This is a genomic window from Mycobacterium sp. 155, from assembly GCF_000373905.1.
Classification (GTDB): Bacteria; Actinomycetota; Actinomycetes; order Mycobacteriales; family Mycobacteriaceae; genus Mycobacterium.
Genome location: NZ_KB892705.1, coordinates 3,168,658 through 3,187,132, shown reverse-complemented (window position 1 = coordinate 3,187,132; position 18,475 = coordinate 3,168,658). Strand labels below are relative to the sequence as shown.

Annotated in this window: 20 protein-coding genes; 15 read left to right on the top strand and 5 right to left on the bottom strand. The window is 62.0% G+C overall.

Annotated elements, in window-relative coordinates:
- Positions 1-1,317 (bottom strand): SLC13 family permease, encoded by a 1,317-nt coding sequence (locus B133_RS0115305; RefSeq protein ID WP_018602331.1) that lies wholly within the window; start codon positions 1,315-1,317, stop codon positions 1-3.
- A gap of 7 nt (positions 1,318-1,324) precedes the next feature.
- The gene (locus B133_RS0115300) at positions 1,325-1,813 is read right to left on the bottom strand and encodes a CBS domain-containing protein (RefSeq protein WP_018602329.1); all 489 of its coding nucleotides are present in this window, start codon (positions 1,811-1,813) and stop codon (positions 1,325-1,327) included.
- A 142-nt stretch (positions 1,814-1,955) separates the two neighbouring features.
- On the opposite strand from B133_RS0115300, the gene B133_RS0115295 reads away from it, so the two are divergent.
- Both B133_RS0115295 and B133_RS0115290 read left to right on the top strand, forming a co-directional pair.
- Entirely contained in the window at positions 1,956-2,915 is a 960-nt protein-coding gene (locus B133_RS0115295; RefSeq protein WP_026256479.1) for a histidine kinase, read from the top strand.
- Positions 2,915-3,562, top strand: a complete 648-nt coding sequence (locus B133_RS0115290; protein ID WP_018602326.1) for a response regulator transcription factor — start codon at positions 2,915-2,917, stop codon at positions 3,560-3,562. Before B133_RS0115295 ends, B133_RS0115290 begins: the two co-directional genes overlap by 1 nt.
- On the opposite strand, the gene B133_RS0115285 is transcribed toward B133_RS0115290, so the two are convergent.
- A complete protein-coding gene (locus tag B133_RS0115285; protein ID WP_018602324.1) occupies positions 3,529-3,966 on the bottom strand; it encodes a DUF1707 domain-containing protein in 438 nt (145 codons plus the stop codon). The genes B133_RS0115290 and B133_RS0115285 overlap by 34 nt on opposite strands.
- A gap of 484 nt (positions 3,967-4,450) precedes the next feature.
- On the opposite strand from B133_RS0115285, the gene B133_RS0115280 reads away from it, so the two are divergent.
- From B133_RS0115280 to B133_RS0115235, 11 genes are all read left to right on the top strand, one after another.
- Positions 4,451-4,639: a hypothetical protein gene (locus B133_RS0115280; RefSeq protein WP_018602322.1), complete on the top strand. Its 189-nt coding sequence runs from the start codon at positions 4,451-4,453 to the stop codon at positions 4,637-4,639.
- A gap of 55 nt (positions 4,640-4,694) precedes the next feature.
- Positions 4,695-5,093, top strand: coding sequence for a hypothetical protein (locus B133_RS23370; RefSeq protein WP_157625889.1), 399 nt, complete (start codon positions 4,695-4,697; stop codon positions 5,091-5,093).
- On the top strand, positions 5,090-5,767 hold the full coding sequence (locus tag B133_RS25365; protein WP_081618232.1) for a WhiB family transcriptional regulator: 678 nt from the start codon (positions 5,090-5,092) through the stop codon (positions 5,765-5,767). The genes B133_RS23370 and B133_RS25365 overlap by 4 nt, the downstream gene beginning before the upstream one ends.
- On the top strand, positions 5,764-6,495 hold the full coding sequence (locus B133_RS23365) for a cache domain-containing protein (protein WP_018602318.1): 732 nt from the start codon (positions 5,764-5,766) through the stop codon (positions 6,493-6,495). Before B133_RS25365 ends, B133_RS23365 begins: the two co-directional genes overlap by 4 nt.
- 115 nt (positions 6,496-6,610) lie before the next feature.
- Positions 6,611-7,402, top strand: coding sequence for a FadR/GntR family transcriptional regulator (locus B133_RS0115265; RefSeq protein ID WP_018602316.1), 792 nt, complete (start codon positions 6,611-6,613; stop codon positions 7,400-7,402).
- Positions 7,403-8,874: 1,472 nt separating this feature from the next.
- Positions 8,875-10,419, top strand: coding sequence for an APC family permease (locus B133_RS22870; protein WP_018602315.1), 1,545 nt, complete (start codon positions 8,875-8,877; stop codon positions 10,417-10,419).
- A gap of 258 nt (positions 10,420-10,677) precedes the next feature.
- A complete protein-coding gene (locus tag B133_RS0115250; RefSeq protein ID WP_018602313.1) occupies positions 10,678-11,814 on the top strand; it encodes an agmatinase family protein in 1,137 nt (378 codons plus the stop codon).
- Between the two features lie 224 nt (positions 11,815-12,038).
- The gene (locus B133_RS24465) at positions 12,039-12,257 is read left to right on the top strand and encodes an urease subunit beta (RefSeq protein ID WP_157625885.1); all 219 of its coding nucleotides are present in this window, start codon (positions 12,039-12,041) and stop codon (positions 12,255-12,257) included.
- A 210-nt stretch (positions 12,258-12,467) separates the two neighbouring features.
- Entirely contained in the window at positions 12,468-13,601 is a 1,134-nt protein-coding gene (locus B133_RS0115245) for a HoxN/HupN/NixA family nickel/cobalt transporter (RefSeq protein ID WP_018602311.1), read from the top strand.
- A gap of 258 nt (positions 13,602-13,859) precedes the next feature.
- Positions 13,860-15,029, top strand: a complete 1,170-nt coding sequence (locus B133_RS0115240; RefSeq protein WP_051088057.1) for a polyprenyl synthetase family protein — start codon at positions 13,860-13,862, stop codon at positions 15,027-15,029.
- A 109-nt stretch (positions 15,030-15,138) separates the two neighbouring features.
- Positions 15,139-15,987, top strand: a complete 849-nt coding sequence (locus B133_RS0115235) for a DMT family transporter (protein ID WP_018602307.1) — start codon at positions 15,139-15,141, stop codon at positions 15,985-15,987.
- A gap of 19 nt (positions 15,988-16,006) precedes the next feature.
- On the opposite strand, the gene B133_RS22865 is transcribed toward B133_RS0115235, so the two are convergent.
- Positions 16,007-16,402: a hypothetical protein gene (locus B133_RS22865; protein ID WP_018602305.1), complete on the bottom strand. Its 396-nt coding sequence runs from the start codon at positions 16,400-16,402 to the stop codon at positions 16,007-16,009.
- Between the two features lie 21 nt (positions 16,403-16,423).
- Here B133_RS22865 and B133_RS0115225 point away from each other — a divergent pair, with 21 nt between their 5' ends.
- Positions 16,424-17,017 carry a TetR/AcrR family transcriptional regulator gene (locus B133_RS0115225; RefSeq protein ID WP_018602302.1) on the top strand — a complete coding sequence of 198 codons (594 nt, stop codon included), beginning with the start codon at positions 16,424-16,426 and terminating at the stop codon, positions 17,015-17,017.
- Here the strand turns inward: B133_RS0115225 and B133_RS0115220 are convergent.
- A complete protein-coding gene (locus B133_RS0115220) occupies positions 17,014-17,916 on the bottom strand; it encodes a LysR family transcriptional regulator (RefSeq protein ID WP_026256475.1) in 903 nt (300 codons plus the stop codon). The two genes, B133_RS0115225 and B133_RS0115220, sit on opposite strands and share 4 nt — an antisense overlap.
- A 97-nt stretch (positions 17,917-18,013) precedes the next feature.
- On the opposite strand from B133_RS0115220, the gene B133_RS0115215 reads away from it, so the two are divergent.
- The gene (locus B133_RS0115215) at positions 18,014-18,439 is read left to right on the top strand and encodes a VOC family protein (RefSeq protein ID WP_018602299.1); all 426 of its coding nucleotides are present in this window, start codon (positions 18,014-18,016) and stop codon (positions 18,437-18,439) included.
- Positions 18,440-18,475 lie beyond the last annotated feature (36 nt).

Genomic DNA, 18,475 nt, shown 5'->3' with positions numbered 1-18,475 from the left:
TCAGAAGTACCGCAACCACACGTACACCCACGCGAGTGTCGTGCTCAGCAACGTCACGACGATGCCGTAGCGGGTGAACCGCCAGAAGCTGATCGCGTGCCCGGCGCGTTGGGCGATGCCGATCGCGACCACATTGGCGCTCGCCGCGATCGCGGTGCCGTTGCCCGAAAAACATGCGCCCAGCGCGAACGCCCACCACAGTGCCTGGCCCGTGCCGGCGTCAGGGGTCTGGGCCACCATGGATTCGACGACGGGCGTCATCGTCGCGGTGTACGGGATGTTGTCGACGAATGCACCGACGACCGCCGAACCGAACAACAGTGCGGTCGCCGCGCCGAACCAGTTGTCGGCGAACGCGGATTCGGCCACTGAACCGAGCGCGCCGATCACCCCGGTGTGCACCAGTCCGGCCACCATGACGAACAAGCCCATGAAGAACACCAGCGTCGGCCATTCCACCTCGGGCAGGATCTCGGCCACGTCGATGTCGGTGACCAGAAGCATCAGCCCGGCCCCGAGGAGGGCCACGATCGACGGGGCCACCGGCAGCACCGAATGCAGCGCGAAGCCGAGGATGACGAGGTTCAGTACCACCAGGGAGCGGACGAGCAGGCGGCTGTCTTTGATGGCCCGGTGCTCTTGTAGTGCCATGATCTCGGCGATGTAGATCTTGTCGGCGCGCAGGTCTTTACGGAACAACACCCGGGTGAACACCACGAACAGCGCGAAGATGATCGCCACCGCGGGCGCCATGTGGATCAGAAAGTCGTTGAACGTCAAGCCCGCCCGACTGCCGATGATGATGTTGGGTGGGTCGCCGATCAAGGTCGCGGCGCCGCCGATGTTGGACGCGAGCACCTCGGCGATGAGATAGGGCTGTGGCGAGATCCGTAGCCGATCGCAGACCACCAGCGTGACCGGCGCGACCAGCAGGATGATCGTGACGTTGTCGAGCACCGGCGAAGCGATCGCGGTGATCAACATCAGCATGACCATGAGCCGGAATGGCTTGCCGCGGGAGCGTTTCGCCGCCCAGATGGCGAGGAAGTCGAAAAGCCCGGTCTGTTTGACGACCCCGACTATGACCATCATCCCGAGTAGCAGGAAGATGACGTTCCAATCGATGCCTTCGTGCTCGGAATAGAAGACCCGCTCACCGGGGATGAGCCCGAGCAACGCCATCAGCCCGGCCGCGACCAGGACCGTCTTGACCTTGTCGGCCCGCTCTGTGGCGATGAACCAGAATGCGACGACGAAGATCCCCAGCGCCAGTATCGGGGCGAGCGAAGCGACGGGGGATAGGTCGGCGGCGAGCACCGGGGTATCAGTCGCCTGGTCCGGCTACCGCCAGACTGGTCAGCAGCCGTTCGAGGGTCACCGCGCCGGTGAGCCGGCCGGTGTGGTCGACGACTGCGATGAGCGGACTGCGCTTGTTCGCCATCACCGTCGCGATCTCCAGCAGCGTCGCATCCGGTGACACGGTGGCCGGTTTGGCCACAGGCGTCGGGAGGCAGTCGCCGACCGTCAACTTGCCGGGACCGTGCCAGAACAGGTCGGCGTGAATCTCGTCGACCGTGCGGACCAGCGCCGGATCGTCCTGGTAGGACTCGGGTATGGCCAGCCGCAGCACCTGGGTTCCGGGTAGCACGGCAACGGGCCGTTCTGAATCGTCGACCACCACCAGCCCGGGCAGTCGATTGACTACCATCAGCTGAACCGCCTTGGACACCGGGTCGTCGATCCGGACCGTTGGTGGGTGGACAGCGATTTCATGTGCTTGCATGTCTTCGTTCCAGTGGGTCGCTACGGTCATGGTCCTCGTTCTCCGAGTCGCCTGGCATCGATCGGCCCAGTTTGTGCGGCGATCCGGTGAATGACCATCGGGTCTGATACCCATTCTGTGGGGGATGTCGCCTGTATGGACAAACCTCGACGTCTCAAGCCACGCTGGAGGGGTGAAACCGGCGCGCACTCCGGCGACAGCGCTGTTCCGACGAGTGTTTCTGATCAACGGCCTGATCTTCACCCTGGGCACGTTGATCCTTGCGGTGTCGCCGGCATCGGTGTCTTCCCGCATCAAGGTCACCGAAATCCCAGTGTTGGTGGTCGGTTTGGCGGTGATCCTGACCGCCAACGCACTGCTGCTGAGATCGAGTCTTGCCCCGCTGGATCGGCTCGCCGCGTCTATGCGACGAGTCGATCCGCCCAAGCGCACCGACCGGGTGGATCATGGCAGCAACCACGATCTGCAGCAGCTCATCGTGTCGTTCAACGCCATGCTCGACCGGTTGGAGACCGAGCGCACAACGACGAGCGCATTGGCACTGGCTGCGCAGGAGAACGAGCGTCAACGCATCGCCCGGGAGTTACACGACGAGATCGGCCAGACGCTGACGGTTGCACTGTTAAGGCTCAAACGGGCCGTCGACCGTGCTCCGGCGCCGATCGCCGACGAACTCGCCGATGCCCAGGAGATCGTGCGGTCCAGCCTTGACGAGGTTCGAGAAATCGCCCGACGGCTGCGCCCCGACGTGCTGGAGGATCTCGGGCTGCACAGCGCCCTCAACGCGTTGTGCACCGACTTCGGTCAGGCTTCGGGTATCGCTGTGGTCAAACACATTGCACCGCAATCGCATCGGTTGCGTCCGGATGTCGAGCTGGTGTGTTACCGGATTGCGCAGGAGAGTCTGACGAATGTGGCCCGGCACTCCGGTGCCCGTAAGGTGTGGCTCGATATGCATACCAGCGCAACGGATTTAACGTTGCGAATTGCCGACGACGGGAGTGGTGGAGTGGATTGCGAGGGGGCGGGCATCAACGGCATGCGCGAGCGGGCACTGTTGGTGAACGCCGACCTGACCATCACCTCGCCACAGGACGGCGGTACCGAGGTGAGGCTGGTGATCCCGCTCTGATGACCGCACGAATCCTATTGGCCGATGATCATGCGCTGGTGCGCAGTGGATTACGCATGATCATCGACGCCGAGCCGGACCTGCAGGTAGTGGCCGAGGCAGCTGACGGGTATGAGGCGCTGACTGTTCTCGGTGGGACCCCGGCTGATTTGGCCATTCTCGACATCGCGATGCCGAGGATGACTGGCTTGCAGGCCGCACGGGAAATCAACCGCACATATCCACACGTCCGGATTCTGATCCTGTCGATGTATGACAACGAGCAGTATTTCTTCGAGGCGCTCAAGGCCGGGGCATCGGGTTATGTGCTGAAGTCTGTGGCCGACCGTGATCTGCTGGAGGCGTGCCGGGCGACGCTGCGTGGTGAGCCCTTTCTCTATGCGGGCGCGGTCACCGCGTTGATCCGCGACTATCTGCACCGGGCTCGGCAGGGCGGGGAACTGCCGGACGCCATCGTCACGCCGCGGGAAGAGGAGGTGCTCAAGCTCATCGCCGAGGGTTATTCGACCCGCGAGATCGCGGCGACGCTGACCATCAGCGCCAAAACCGTTGACCGGCACCGCACCAACATCCTGGCCAAGCTCGGGCTGCGGGATAGGTTGGCGCTCACCCGCTATGCGATCCGGGCGGGCCTCATCGAGCCGTGAGCCCAGATCGGGATGGCATGGGACGCAACGCCGATACCCCAACCCATGATCGGCCAGACGGGCCAGAAGTACCATCCACCGCCGCCCAGCCCTACCGCCAGCCAGATGCCGACCATCAACAGTGAGCCTGCCAGATAGGCACCGAGGTGGATGACGACGCTCAACCGGGCTGCCCTGGCCTGTGCGGCGCGATGCCGAGGATCGTTGTGCCGCAGTTGGATGACGGGCAGATCGGCGACGAGTTGATGTAACTCGCCGGTGGTGTGGGCGCAGATAGCGCGCTGTAATCGATCTTCGTATTCGGTCATGGTCAGGTAGCCCTGCGCGAGAGCCTGTCCGAGGTCGTTCACGGTCTTCTCGCGTTCAGGATCGCCGGCGCGGGTGGGTTGCTGCATGACAGACATGACGCCTCCGTTGAACTTGTCAGTGACTAGTTCAACGATGAACGTTTATCTTGTCAGTGTCAAGATGCAATGTTCCGTCGCTGAGCGGCCCACGACCACCTTGGTAGCGGCAATCCCAACGCACCTCGCGCCAGTCGATTCATCGACGCGTTGAGCGGAATGTTACCGTCCACGGGGATCGCGGGATCGACGTCGCCGGCGCTATATTCCGTGGTTGCTCGGGCACGCATGGTCGCAGGTGGCGCGGCGTTCGGGAGCGAGGAAGCGGGCCGGAAAGTTGGGATCCGCCCGTGACGAAGTGTTCGCGTCGGCTTGCGCCGCTGATCTAACTCCTCGGGTATAGCCCCGCCACCGTCGCTCAGGTGGTCGGTGATGTCCCTGCCGCCTGCTGCATGCCTTGACGTGAGCCACACCACAATGTAAAGATTCGATTCTGAAACATCATAATCGATGGATTTGCCCCGCTGACCCGAAGGCCGGAACCGTGACCATCCGCAGCAGAGCTGGGTTCCGTCCGCCGACCTCGCGGTGCGGGCCTGGGATTTTCGGAGGCTCCTACTCCGACTTCGCCTTCCTGGATTTAATCTCCGGGAAGCAGGGCATCCTGCCTTGTGGCACCACCATCGGCAGCGGAACCGTGAACTACGACCAGTGGGGCAAACGTGGCCAGTGATGATCGCTGTGGGGAATCCAACTCATCGTCCGGCAACCGCCAGCACCCCGGTGCGATGCACTTCGACTGGTTCGACCGCAAGATCATCGAGTTCATCCTGGCCTGGGCGCCCTACGACGGGCCAACTGATGACGAGACGTTTCCCGAATTCGGTATGAGCACAGTAGATTTGAAGGCTCGTTTCATCGAGATCATTGCCATGCAGACTCTGTTGAGGCAAGTGATGGGCAGTGATGACCGGGCGCTGCTGCAGCGAGCACAAGCCCACGCCTACTACCTGCACATCACTGACCACCCGCCGCTCAGTGTCGTGCCTCCGGAACAGGAGGAACCGATCGCCGGCCGCACCGGCACCACCGCGGGCACGGGGTCCCTGCAACTGGTTCCCGTGCGCTATCGCAGTCCATCTCGGTCAGCGCAGTTCGGCGATGCGATCTCGAACGAGGGGTCATGACGGCCCCAATGGCGGCGACGGCATTGGTTGCGCCTACCTGTGGAGTCGCCGATCTTGCGACCCCTGGCGCAGCTCCTGCGACATCAACAATTCTGTTGCACCGCAGGATAACCCGGCATCCGAGGACCACCGCAAACACGACGCGCCGATCCTGGCTTTGGTATGAACTGACGTTGCGGCGCGGCCATCCCATCGACCTGTTCTTCCACGATGACCGACGCGACGCGGACCAACGTCGCATCGAGCACACCGCCACGGGCGTTTGTACGAAGTGTCCGATAGGGATCGCCCGCGCCGAGCGTGCGCCGTTGACACTCGACGACTGCGGGGTCTGGGGAGCAACGGATCCCCGCCAGCGTGACAGGTTTCGCTACCAGGTCCACGGATTCAACACTCCTGCCAGGCAGACGGTGCCGACTATCGACGCGATGGCTCCATGGCTTAGTGCACCCGCGCACGCGCGTGCACTAAGCCGGAATATCCCCACCCCGCTCAGGGATCAACCACCGCCATGGCGTCCACCGCCGTGCGGAGAAGCCCCGGGTGCTGCGGGTAGTAGACCGAGTCTTAGGGTAGCCGCACCCCGTCGCCTCGTCGGTGTCGACGACCATGCCCGCGGCAGGGTGAACCGCGCAAGGGAGTCACGCCGACAGCCAATCAGGAGCAACACGTGAATGACGCCCAGCTGCACAACCTGCTTGAAACCACCGCACTGCACCTCGGTCAGCGACTCGACGAGTTGTTCGATCTGGTCGACCTTGTACGCGTCCGGGTCACCGACCTAGCCGGCCGCGCGGCTGAGCGCCGCAAGCCCTTCGACCGAACCGTATTGGCCACCATTCGGCCTCTGTTGCAAGATATCCTCCGCCGTGACGAGCCACTCCTGGAAGGCATCGGCGTCGCCGTCGACCAGAACTCGCTGTCGGACGCACCCCGCTGGCTGGAGTGGTGGTGGCGAGACAATGCCGAAGAGAGCCATTTCATGGCCCACGTCCTGGACCCCCAAGCAGTTGGGTTCTACGACTACCAGTCGCGGGAGTGGTTCGTGCACCCGCTGGCCGACGACCATCCTCGCGCTATCGGCCCCTATGTGGATTCCGGTGGAGTCGACAAATACACCGTGACTTTGACCATTCCGGCGCCGCTGGCCACCGGCGGCAGGATTGTGGCCGGCGGCGACTTGTGCATCGCGGGTCTGGAGAGCTACGTGCTCGACCAACTGGGCTTCCGACAGCCTCCCGTTGCGCTGGTCGGCAACGGCCGGGTGATCGTGTCCAACAGCGGGCGCTATGTCAGCGGGTCGCGGCTACAGCCGCAGACCACGATTCACCACACCGCCGCGGTGCACTCTGCCCGCGATGAGCAGCTCACGTGGCGCCTCGTTGCGTTGGCGACTCCATGATCGGCTCCACCCAGTACATACTTGCCGATGCCAAGGTGGCCCCACTCGTCCCGGCACAGCTCACCGCCCGGAGGGGGTGGCGTGTTTGACGCTCTATTCATCCTATTCTGGATCGATGACGGGTCTCGAGTTTCTCGATAATCGGGCTCCATTTGCACTGGTTGGCTTACTGCGGACGAGTGAGTTCGAGGGGGCCAGCCGACCCGATCAGGTCACCCATCAGATCGAAACCGCCATCGCCGTCGGGCTAATAGGCGCTGGTGAGCGACTGCCGCCGGAGCGACAACTCGCCACCCAGTTGGGGGCGACCATGCTGCAGATCCGCCAATCGCTGGCAACGCTGCGAAAACGTGGGCTGATCGAGACTCGGCGGGGCCGCGGCGGCGGAAGCGTGGTGTGTGATACCTCGGCGGTCAGTCGCAGCGAAGTCGATCGTAGGCTGCGGGAACGCAGTACCGAAGAACTACGCGACCTGGGCGATTTGGCCGCATCGCTGGCTGGCTCGGCAGCGCGGTTCGCCGCCGCACGGGCCGAAGAGCCGGAACATGACCGCTTACTGTTGCTGGCGCGACAATTCAAGGAAGCCGACAACGTCCTAGACCTTCGGCGTGCCGACAGCCGCTTTCACATCGGACTGGCCATTGCCGCCCAATCACGCCGACTGACCACCGCGCTCGTACAGGTGCAGGGCGAGATGGCACCACTGCTGTGGGCACCATGCGACGACCTCGTTGACACCTCCGAAGCGGTCAACGCCCACGCCGAAATCGTCGAAGCGATCGCAGCCGGCGACGAGTATCGCGCGCAAGAAGCGGCCATGGCCCATGGGGGCCGCGAAACCGAACTGCTCGTCGATGCCCGGTTCGAGGTACTCCTGGGCAACAACGGTCGCCCCGCAGCCCCCTGAGGGTCGACCGCGCAGACAGCTACTAAAAGCAGCACACCAGACCAGAGCGCTCTGAAACAGGAGAGCACTCGATACCTGCTTGTCATGGAGCCGTGTGCGCCCTGATTGGGAAATACCCGAGCACTGTGTGGACCTGCCTGGCTGACATCGCGACCAGGTCCAGGAGCCAGGTGGCAATCCACCGCCTGCCTAAGGGCGCCATGGCAAAACTGCCCGCACTGCAACGCACCGGGCCAATCTGCAGGGCCGTGAGCCGGCACGAATAGGCTTGATTCGCAGGGCATTACACCTGCGCTCGACAACGCTGGTATCGGGCACGGCACTGCTCGACACTCTGAAACGCCGGTGCGCCGCGCGGGTCCCTGATCTCCGGCAACGGGATGGCGCGGTCGATGTCCTCGACAAACGACACGCCACAGCGAGGCAGTCCAACTCTACTCCACTCACAGTCCGACCAAACCGGATGACTACGAAATGTATACGTACACTGTGCAATTCACCGATCTCCTACTGAGGCGTGAGATGATGTCGCCGCAGAGCGCTCGCATCGGGCTCTGATGGAAGCGGATCCCCGACCTTTGCTGGCCCGCTGTGTCAGCGGATCACTCATCCACTGATCCAGTTGAATGACGTTACCCTGCAAGAACATTAGATGACCATAAGACTGAAAAGCAGCCCAACCGATACCCGACGATCAATCAACTTGACGTGCCAAGTGATCCACCGCTCTCATAGCAGACCGGACGAGATAAACTGCCGTACAGCCTATTTCAACGTCAGCAGGTGAAAGTGTCGACAAACAGGACAGGCGGCAATACGGTTTCGTTCGCCGCCAGCAGTGCGGCAAAAATCGCGCTCGCGAGTTGTTCGGCGTCGAAATCGGGGTTGTCGGTCTGACTTCGGGCGTAGTGGATGTTCCAGGCGGCGCGGCCACGGCCACGGCATGTCTATGTGAATGTCTGTCCACCCACTAGCGGGCATGGTCCACAGCGGTCATGCGCGAAACCGTTTAGTTTCAATAGTTTCGAGCAGGCAGTCCGGATACCAGCGTCCTGGCGGCGGAAGGGCTCGGGGGTACGAGCGGTCGATGTGGCGGCACAGCTAGGCGTGACCGGGAGCGCCCCTATGTCTCTATCGATCATTGCGTCACTCATCGCCGTCGAATTAACCAGCCGCATAACGGATCCCGAGTACTTCCTGGTGGGGCAAAGAGGGCGATCGCTCGCGAGGCGACCCGTGAGCGCGCGTGGTCGCCAGTGCCGGTCGGTCTTACCGAGTGTCGGACACCACCTCCCCTAGGGCAGGTTTTCAGCGGCCTCCGAGTCTCGCCATGTGACCCTTGACACAGGCGCGTCCACGTTGTTTCATAAATATCGCGAAACAAAGTTTCACATCCGAATATTATGAACCCCGGAAGGACGGCCCATGGATCACCACGCCACAGGGGCGCTGAGGTCGCGAGGAGCGATAGCATGACGCATTTGGATCGGACCATGCCGGATGACTCGGGTGGTGACGGTGATTCCGTAGAGGCTTTTGGGTATGCGCAGGAACTTCCGCGCGTATTGAAACTGTGGACAAACTTCGCCATCGGGTTCGCCTTTATTTCGCCCGTTGTGGGTTTGTATACCGTCGTTGTTCTTGGGACGCAGACCGCAGGGCCAGCGTGGGTCATGGCTATGCCCGTTGTCATTGGTTGTCAGTTATTGGTGGCACTTGTTTACACTCAACTGGCCGAGCGTTGGCCGATATCTGGCGGCATCTACCAGTGGTCGCGTAGACTTATTGGAGCCCGATACGGTTGGTGGGCCGGTTGGGTCTACATTTGGGCGTTGACAATCACTTTGTCTACTGTCGCGTACAGCGGTGGACTATTCTTGGCCGGATTCTTCGGAATTGATAACCCATCACTGACCGAGAGAGTTGTTTTCGCATTAATTTTGATGGCCATTTTCACCTTTGTTAATGCTATCGGACTTGATCTCCTCAAGTGGACACTGAACATTGGAATCGCCGCTGAGGTCATAGCCACCCTGGGCATAAGCCTCGCCTTGATCACTTTCTTTCGCGAGCACCCCTTTAGTGTGCTGTGGGACACTAGTCTACGACCGGACGGCACGGCATGGTGGCCTGCATTCATCGCGGCGATCGCGATTTCTGGGTGGATTATTCTTGGCTTCGATGCCTGCGGCAGCCTAGCGGAGGAGACTCAGGATCCCAAGAGAGATGTGCCGCGGGCAATCTTGATTTCGCTCTTCACAGTTGGCTTGGTGGATTTACTCGGGGCCGCTGCGCTGATGCTTGCGTCGCCCGACCTTGGCGCCATAATTAGCGGAGAAGTGCCCGATCCAGTCTCGACCGCGGTGGAAAGTTCGCTCGGTGCTTGGGCCGCTAAGCCGTTCCTTGCCGTTGTTATCGTATCGTTCACAGCGTGTGGAATCGCGGTTCAGGCGAGCACAGTTCGCGTCCTCTTCTCATTCGCGCGAGACCGCATGGTGCCTTTCTCAACCATTTGGAGTCGAGTCTCTAAGCGCAACCACTCGCCAGTCTATGCAACCTTGCTGATAGGAGCGCTGGCTTCGCTTGCCTTCATTTATGCGAATGCGTTATCCGTTCTCGTTTCATTCGCTACCGCCGCGTACTATGTGTCGTTCTTGGCGCCAGTCGCGGGCGTTCTCTACGTACGCATGAAAGGGCGGTGGAGCTCGGAAGGAAGGTGGAGTTTTGGGAAAGTGGGAGTCGCAATAAATATCCTGGCCGCCGCCTGGCTTGTATTCGAACTGATCAATATAGCCTGGCCGCGGAACTCCGCTCTCCCGTGGTGGCAGAACTGGGCTGTGGAGGTAGGGTTCGTCGCATTTGGTCTCATCGGACTCATTTACTTCTTAAAGGCGCGCCCCGATCGTATGTTCACAACGGACAGTGCCACCATGGCCGGCGTCCCGCTGGAAGTCCTAGAAGTCGAGGCGGATAAGAAACAGCGAAACCTGGCCCGGGCGGGTGAGGCCGGGCACTAAAGGAAGCCATGGATTTGCGGTGATCGCCAGCCCAATGGATTTCGCCGTCATATTTCGCGCGTGACCCCTTAGTCCCCCGGTAGAACCGGGCTGCAGATTTGACGATGACACCCGTTATTGCGAGCCCGGCTACGGGGTCTTCTTAAGGCCGGGTCGGCCCGGCCTTTCAGCGGCCAACGGTGATGGACTCGCCGATCAGCCGTACATCAGTTAGACGAAGCACCACCAACCCTTTCTGAACCGATAGGAGAACAGGTAATGAGTAAGGAAGAACGCCCGTCAATCGAAGGCTTTGATCGTACGCAACTGCAGGGAGTTAAGAATCTCGATCTCTTGGCGGCGATTCCCACAAACGTTGAAGAAGAGGCGGTGGCCCGTGGTATCGCGCTCGGTTTGGAGGCGGCAGAGTCGATAAGCGACAGAAGAATCTCGACGTTCAGCAGGGGTGCGCAACCAGCGTTTGCGGGAATTAACACTTTCCTTAAGGCTCCGTACTGCGAAGATATTCATGATGTCGGAAATTATGAGGTTGCCATCTTGGGCGAGCCGTTCGACATGGGTACAACGTATCGATCGGGCTGTCGATTTGGGCCCCAGGCAGTGAGGAGGATTTCCGCACTGTATGACTCCTATAACTTGGATATGGCAGTCGATTTGGCGCAGGAATTATCCATCTGCGACGCGGGGGATGTCTTCGTCATTCCCTCAAATATCGAAAAGTCGTTCGACCAGATGGACCGTGCTGTCTCTTACATCATCAATGAAGGGGTTTTCCCAGTAATGGTTGGTGGCGATCACTCGATCGCCTACCCCAACATACGAGCCATCGCCCGGCAGACGGAGGGCAATATCGGAATTATCCACTTTGATCGGCATATTGACATCCAAGAGTCTGACATGGACGAGCGGATGCATACGACTCACTTCTTCCATGCGACAAATCTTCCTAACGTTCCGGCTAAGAACCTGGTGCAGATAGGAATCGGAGGATGGTACGGCTCTCGACCGGGGCTCAAGGTCGCAAAGGATCGCGAGACCACCGTTATGACAATGGGAGACATTGAAAATCTAGGTATCGATAAGGCTGTCGATGCCGCCCTGGAGATCGCCTGGAAGGGTGTCGAGAAGGTATATCTCTCGTTTGATATCGATGTGGTCGACGGCGGAATGGCGCCCGGCACAGGCTCGCCAGAGCCGGGTGGATTGCTTCCACGCGAAGCGCTCAGGGCATTGAGCAGGGTCGCGCAAGAAGGGATCTGCGGTATGGAGGTAGTCGAAATTGCTCCGCCATACGACACCAGTGACTCCACCGCGCAGCTGGGCTGTAGAGCCATCATGGATGTGCTCGGAACCCTTGTCGCCAATGGCCATTTGGGCTCACGAGCCTCCAAATAGTTCGCGCCGTCCGGGTTCACTGGTCGTCCCACTGAAGATTGTCTGATCAGTGCCTATGTGTTCGATCCGTCGAGGCGAACGATATTTCGTCGACGTAGTACGCGGGCGAACAGGGTTGTCATCCGACAGGACGAGGTAACGAAGGGGCCGGCCAGTAGCCCGGGCCGGCGGAGGGGGCGTTACCGGTAGGCACAAAACCGGCTTCGTTGACAAGAAAGCGTGAGATGACCTACCGAACCAGCCGCCAGCGGCACGCGGAATTGGGTCCGCATTTCCACTTCTTCGAAGCCAACCGAGCGCGGCGCATCAATCGAAGCGCCGCGCTCGGAATGCGTCAAGGAGTCCAGCCTGGGATGCGGGGAGCGGGTGAGCGGATAGTCGCCCGACAGAACGAGGTAACCAACAGTCCGACCAGTATCGAACCGAGCGGAGGACTCGTGTGACCAGCATGCGCCAAAACCGGGTTCGTTGTGAAGGAGGCGTGAGATGACCTATCGCAGCAACCGCCAGCACTGCGTCGAATCATATGGAGGCCCACTGCCGGCGACGGAGTCCGACTGGTCGGCACTGAGTTTCTGGCCAAAGTCGAGACTGTCGCAACAGTGTGCAGCGACCAAGCTGTCTTCGGTGACGGCAATACAAGGGGAGAAAGCATGACCGTCCACGACGGAGTGTCAGTCCACAGCTTCGCACAGTTCCGACGCAGCCTCTCGGGTGCTGACCGTCGCTCACTGGTGGGGATGTACGGGTTTATCGTAGCGCTGCACCTGGTGGGGTTCGGGGTGCTGTTCGCCTTCGTCCTTCCGCGGCATTACCAGCTGGGTGGCGATCATCCTGTTTTCACCCTGGGGGTGGGAATTTTGGCCTACACCTTGGGACTTCGCCATGCCTTCGACGCCGATCACATCGCCGCCGTCGACAACACCACCCGCAAACTGCTCGCCGAGAACATCGACAACGGCATTGAGCGCAAGCCCCTGTCAGTCGGGTTCTGGTTCTCCCTGGGCCACTCCACGATTGTGTTCACCCTGACCTTCCTGCTGGCGCTGGGGGTGCGGGCGCTGGTCGGCCCGGTGGAGGACGAAGACTCGCCACTGCACACCATCACCGGCGTAATCGGCCCTTCAGTGTCGGGAGTGTTCCTGTGGATCATCGGAATCATCAACCTGATCGCATTGATCGGCATCATCAAGGTGTTTCGGGAACTGCGCCAAGGCCGCTACGACGAGACCGCCCTGGAACGCCAACTCGAATCCCGAGGCTTGATGAACCGATTCTTGGGTGGCCTGACCAAATCGGTGACCAAGCCGTGGCACATCTACCCAATCGGGGTTCTCTTCGGTCTCGGGTTCGATACCGCCACCGAAGTCGGGCTGCTGGTGATCGCTGGTGGCGCCGCCGCATTCAGTCTGCCGTTCTATGCGATCCTCGTCCTTCCGGTCCTGTTCGCCGCCGGCATGTGCCTGATGGACACCACCGACGGCGCCTTCATGAACTACGCCTACGGGTGGGCTTTCGCCAAACCAGTGCGCAAGATCTTCTACAACCTCACCATCACCTCCCTTTCGGTAGCGGTGGCGTTGATCATCGGCTCCATCGAACTCATCGGGGTGCTCGCCGACCGCTTGCATATCGACTCCGGTCCACTGGCCGCAGTCGCCGCCATCAACCTTGACTACGCCGGCTATTTGATAGTCGGACTGTTCATCGTCTCGTGGCTGATCGCTGTGTCGGTGTGGAAATTTGGACGCATCGAACACCGCTGGTCCGCCAACCTCGCCGACTAACCACGACTAACCACCGGTGGCCGCGGGCCGCGCCACCGCGGCCACCCCGGATCCGCCATCTAGTAGGGCCATCGAACGCGAATAAGGCGCTGACGGTGTTACCGCTGCAAAACCCTGCAGGGCAGTGTCCGGCAGATACCCCTTCGACGGAGTGATAACCATCGACACACTTGGTACGGAATCGTTGTTGCAGGTTCTCGCGGACCAGTCAAAAGCTCGTCACAATAATTGGCCGAGCGCGGGAAAGCGCTGACCTGCATGCCTGCATCCGCCTGCGGGGAGTTGCACCGACAGTCCGCTTATCCATTGCCGTCGACGCGCGACCTAGTCGCGGCGATCGACTCGCAGTTAAGCGCTCACCTAGATGTCCGCCGCCGCGACGCCGTTTACCTCGGTTCCGACTACGAAGCGCTCATTGTCGCACTGGTGCGATTTGTCCTGGTCGGCGGCAAGCGATTGCGCCCTATGTTTGCCTACTGGGGATGGCGAGCAGTGTTGCCGGAGAACTCCCGTCCATCGCCCACCGAGGTGGAGGACCTTTTGCTGTTGTTCTCAGCTTTGGAGCTATTGCAGGGTTGTGCATTGCTGCACGACGACGTCATCGATCGATCCGAGCAACGTCGAGGTAATGCCACTGCGCACATCGCATTTGCGAACCTGCACCGCGCTAACGGGTGGAGTGGTTCAGCAGAACAGTTCGGTCTCTCCGCCGCGATCCTCATGGGAGACCTGTCGCTGACATGGGCTGACGACATCGTCGCTTCGGCGCCAATATCGCGCGACGCCCATCAGAGGGTTCAAAACGTGTGGTCGAAATTGAGAACTGAGATCCTTGGTGGCCAGTTCCTCGACATCGTTGCTGAATGCAGCAACAACGAATCGATCGTTGCAGCCATGAAGGTAAACATGTACAAAACGGCAGCGTATACCGTTGCGCGTCCGCTACAGCTTGGTGCGGCCGCGGCGGCGGATAGACCGGACTGTCAAAAAGTCTTTCACTCCATCGGCATGGCCTTCGGCATCGCCTTTCAGCTACACGACGATATTCTCGATCTTTTCGGTGATCCGGCGCTGACGGGCAAGGCTCGCGGTCAAGATCTGCGGTGCGGCAAGCGTACGGTCTTGCTAGCGGAAGCAATTGCGCGTGCCGATAGTTCAGTCCCAAAAGCTGCCAATCACTTGCGAGGCATCCTCGGTTCCAATCTCAGCGAAGCGGAGGTGGCTGACTGCGCCGCATTAATCGAGACCCTGGGTGCACGCGCCGCTGTCGAAGAGCGCATCAACTCGCTAGTACAGCAAGGCCTTCATGAGCTTGATGCCGCGCCGGTCGACCCCGCCGCGCGAGCTGGCCTCCGCCAACTAGCGGCAAACTTGTGCACTCCCATCCTGGCCGCTCCGACGCGGCCCATTGATCCGACCATCTCGTAACTGCGAGTGTGTGCTTGAATCGCGTTGACTTGAACTGAGATCCGCGACCGGAGTGCAGAATGCAGCCGGAAGCTACTGGCGTCGAGTCGGTCCGGTAGCGTCGCCTGCCGTGGGTATCCTTCTTGCGCTGGGCGCGGCGAGCATGTACGGGCTCTCCGACTTCCTAGGTGGTGTGCTGTCCCGGCGGACCTCGGTCTGGCGGGTGGCGTTCGCGGTCCAGCTCAGCAGTACGGTCGTCCTGACGCTGGTGGCACTGGTCTTCGGTGGTGCGCCCAGCGGCGCGGCACTGGCGTGGGGTGCTCTGTCCGGCGTCGGTTCCGGGGTTGGCACCGGGTTCCTGTACCGCGGACTTGCCAATGGGCGGATGAGCGTGGTGGCGCCGTTGTCGGCGGTGGGCGCGGCCGCCCTGCCGGTCCTGGTGGGTGTCGTCACAGGGGAGCGACCTAGCGTTTTGGCTTGGGTCGGCATCGTCTGCGCCCTGCCGGCCATCTGGCTGATCGCCTCCGGCGAGGGCGACGAAAATATCGGGGGCGGGCACGTCGCCCGGCGCGGAACCGGCGTGCTCGACGGGATCGTGGCCGGCATCAGCTTCGGGTTCCTGTTTGTGGCGCTGGGGCAGGTGCCCGAGGGCTCCGGGCTGTTCCCGGCCGCACTCAGCCTGGGGGTATCGGTGGTGGTCATCGCGGTGCTGGCCAGCATATTGCGTCAAAGCTGGCTGCCGCGGGACCGGTACGCCGTGACAGCGTTGGCGGTCGGCGTGGCCACTGCGGTCGCCACCATGCTGTTCCAGCTCGCCACGCAGTCCGGCCTGCTCGCGATCTCGTCGGTGTTGTCCTCGTTCTACCCCGCGTTCACCGTCCTGCTGGCGGTGGTGGTGTTGCGCGAGCGCATCCACCCGGGGCAGGCGTTCGGGCTGGCGATGGCCGCCGGGGCGGTGGGCCTGGTCACCCTCGGCTGAACCGAGGGAATCTGCCAATTCAGGATCGTCGGATGTCCACTCCTCGGGGGCGCGCCTGATCGGCAATGCGATTGAGCATCCACCGCACGATGACCCGGTGGCCGCCGGACCCGATGACGAGGGCGCGGTAGATCTTCCCGTGGAGTCGGGGGAACGCTGCCCAGGTCTGCGATCGCACCCGAGTCCGGTTCGGCGCCAGCACATCCAGTTCGAAGACCCATTCGTAGATCGAGAACGGGTGGCGCCCGGCGAGAACGAGGCGCTCGGGCGGGCGGCGCTCGGCGATCCGGAATCCGAGCGGTGCGCGTGGGTCGGTCGGGCTGCCGCACAGGACGCGTAGAACCGCGGCCCACGTTGTCGCCGCATCGGCGTCGATGGTTGTGGCATGCTCATCGATGTAAGGTAAACGTTCCATATAGAAGGACCATACTAGATCGTGGCACCTCCGCGGAAGCATGAAACCGATGCAATCCTGGACGCGACGCGCGCGCTCGTCCTGACCGACGGGCCGCGGGCGGCCAGCGTTGCCGCGATCGCCAGGGCCAGCGGCGCGCCTGCGGGCACGCTGTATCACCGATTCGGCAACCGCGACGGCATCCTGACCGCGGCGTGGCTACGGGCTCTGGAGCGGTTCCAGTCGCGGGCGATGGCGGCAGCGGGGGATACGTCCGTGGATTCGGCGGTGGCGATGGGGGTCGCGGCGGTCCGGTTCGCCCGGGCCACACCCGAGGACGCCCGGCTGCTGCTGACCATTCGGCCCAGTGACCTGCTCGACGGCGAGCCGGATGTGAACTTCGAGACTCGGCTCGCCACCATGAACGCTCCGCTGATCGGACGGTTGCGAGAGCTGGCTCGCGGGGTGTTCGGCAGCGACGACACCCGCACCATGGACGCCATTGCGCGGGCGGTCGTCGACCTGCCCTATGCCGTAGTGCGCCGGCACGCCGATGATGCCGAGTTACCGGTCTGGCTGGAGGAGGACCTGGCGCAGGCCGTGCGTGCGCTGCTGTCGGTCGATCTGACCGGTTAACCGGGTTCGACGGTGATCCGGGCGTTCTGCGCGGTCTTGACGACGGCGCGAGCCAGTACCGATCCTGGTTCGGCGGCGCTGGTGACCAACGCGACCGTGGCCGTCACCGCCGGGTTTTCCAGCGGCACCACTCGCACTTCGGCGGGCGGGCGCAAGGTACGCAGCCAGGTTTGTGGCACGATGCTGGCCCACCGGCCGGTGTTGACGTGCGCCAGCAGTGAGACGACCGAATCCGCCTCGAGCCGTGGTGTGAGCGTGAGGCCGTGGGCAGTCAAGGCATCGTCGAGGAGCTGACGTCCCCTCATGCCCGTGTTCAGCAGGCACAGCGGCAGTTCCGAGGCATCGGCCCAGGTCGCCGGATTTGGTTGGCTCGTCAGCAACTCGCTGCTGGCGATGAGCACCTGTCGCTCCTGGTACAGCGGTGTGACGAGCAGGCCGGCGGTGTTCTGACCGTCCGGATAGATGATGCCCGCGTCGAGTTCGAACCGGCAGATGCGCTCGACGATCTCCGCCGAGCGCAGGCTGCTCTCCAATTGCACTCGTACCAAAGGATGTTCGAGGCAGAACGGGTCGGTGAGCAAGGCCACCGTGCTGGACGCGGCCGGGATGACGCCGAGACGCAGTTCGCCGGTCAGACCCGTCTGCAGTGCGGCGACTTCTTGGATGAGCGCATCGTGGTCGGCCAGGATCCGCCGCGCCCACAGCACGAGCCGCTCACCTTCCGGGGTGAGCCCGTCAAAGCTCTTTCCGCGCCGCACCAACGGAACCTTCAGCTCGTTCTCGAGCTTGCGGATGGCCTCGGACAGTGCCGGCTGCGATACATAACACGCCGCGGCCGCTCGGGCAAAGTGCTTCTCCCGAGCGAGCGCCACGAAGTATTCGAGCTGGCGAAAGAGCATGAACCATTTGACCACGCCTGATAAGCGTCACCTATCACCGTGCTGAAACTTCCCTTGGACACTTACATTTACATTTCCCGGCGGTCAGACTGAACGCATGGACAACGAGATCAACGTGACGGTCACGTCCTGCGTCGTGCGGGTGACCGACCTGGACCAGTCAGTGGCGTTCTACCGCGATATCTTCTCGTGCCAGGTTGCTGTGCACTCCGAAGACATGGCATTGCTGTTGACCTCCAAGGGTTTCCAGATCTATCTGCACGCCAAGGAGCCCTTCGTGGTGCGCGGCAACGGGGTGCTCGGCGTGCACCACCTGGTGTGGTCCACCGACAGTGAGTCTGACCTGCAACAGATCACGCAACGCCTACAGGCGTACGACCCGGCGACCTACGTCCATACCGACGCCGCGACGGGGCTGACCTTTGTGGACGCGTGCGGCCCGGACTCGGAGCGGATCATCGTCACGCATCCCAGTCCGCGTGAGCTGCCCCGCTCGGCCATCGCGGACCGGTTCCGCAGCTGACCTACCGGTGTCGACGCGGTTTTCGGCACAGGTTGT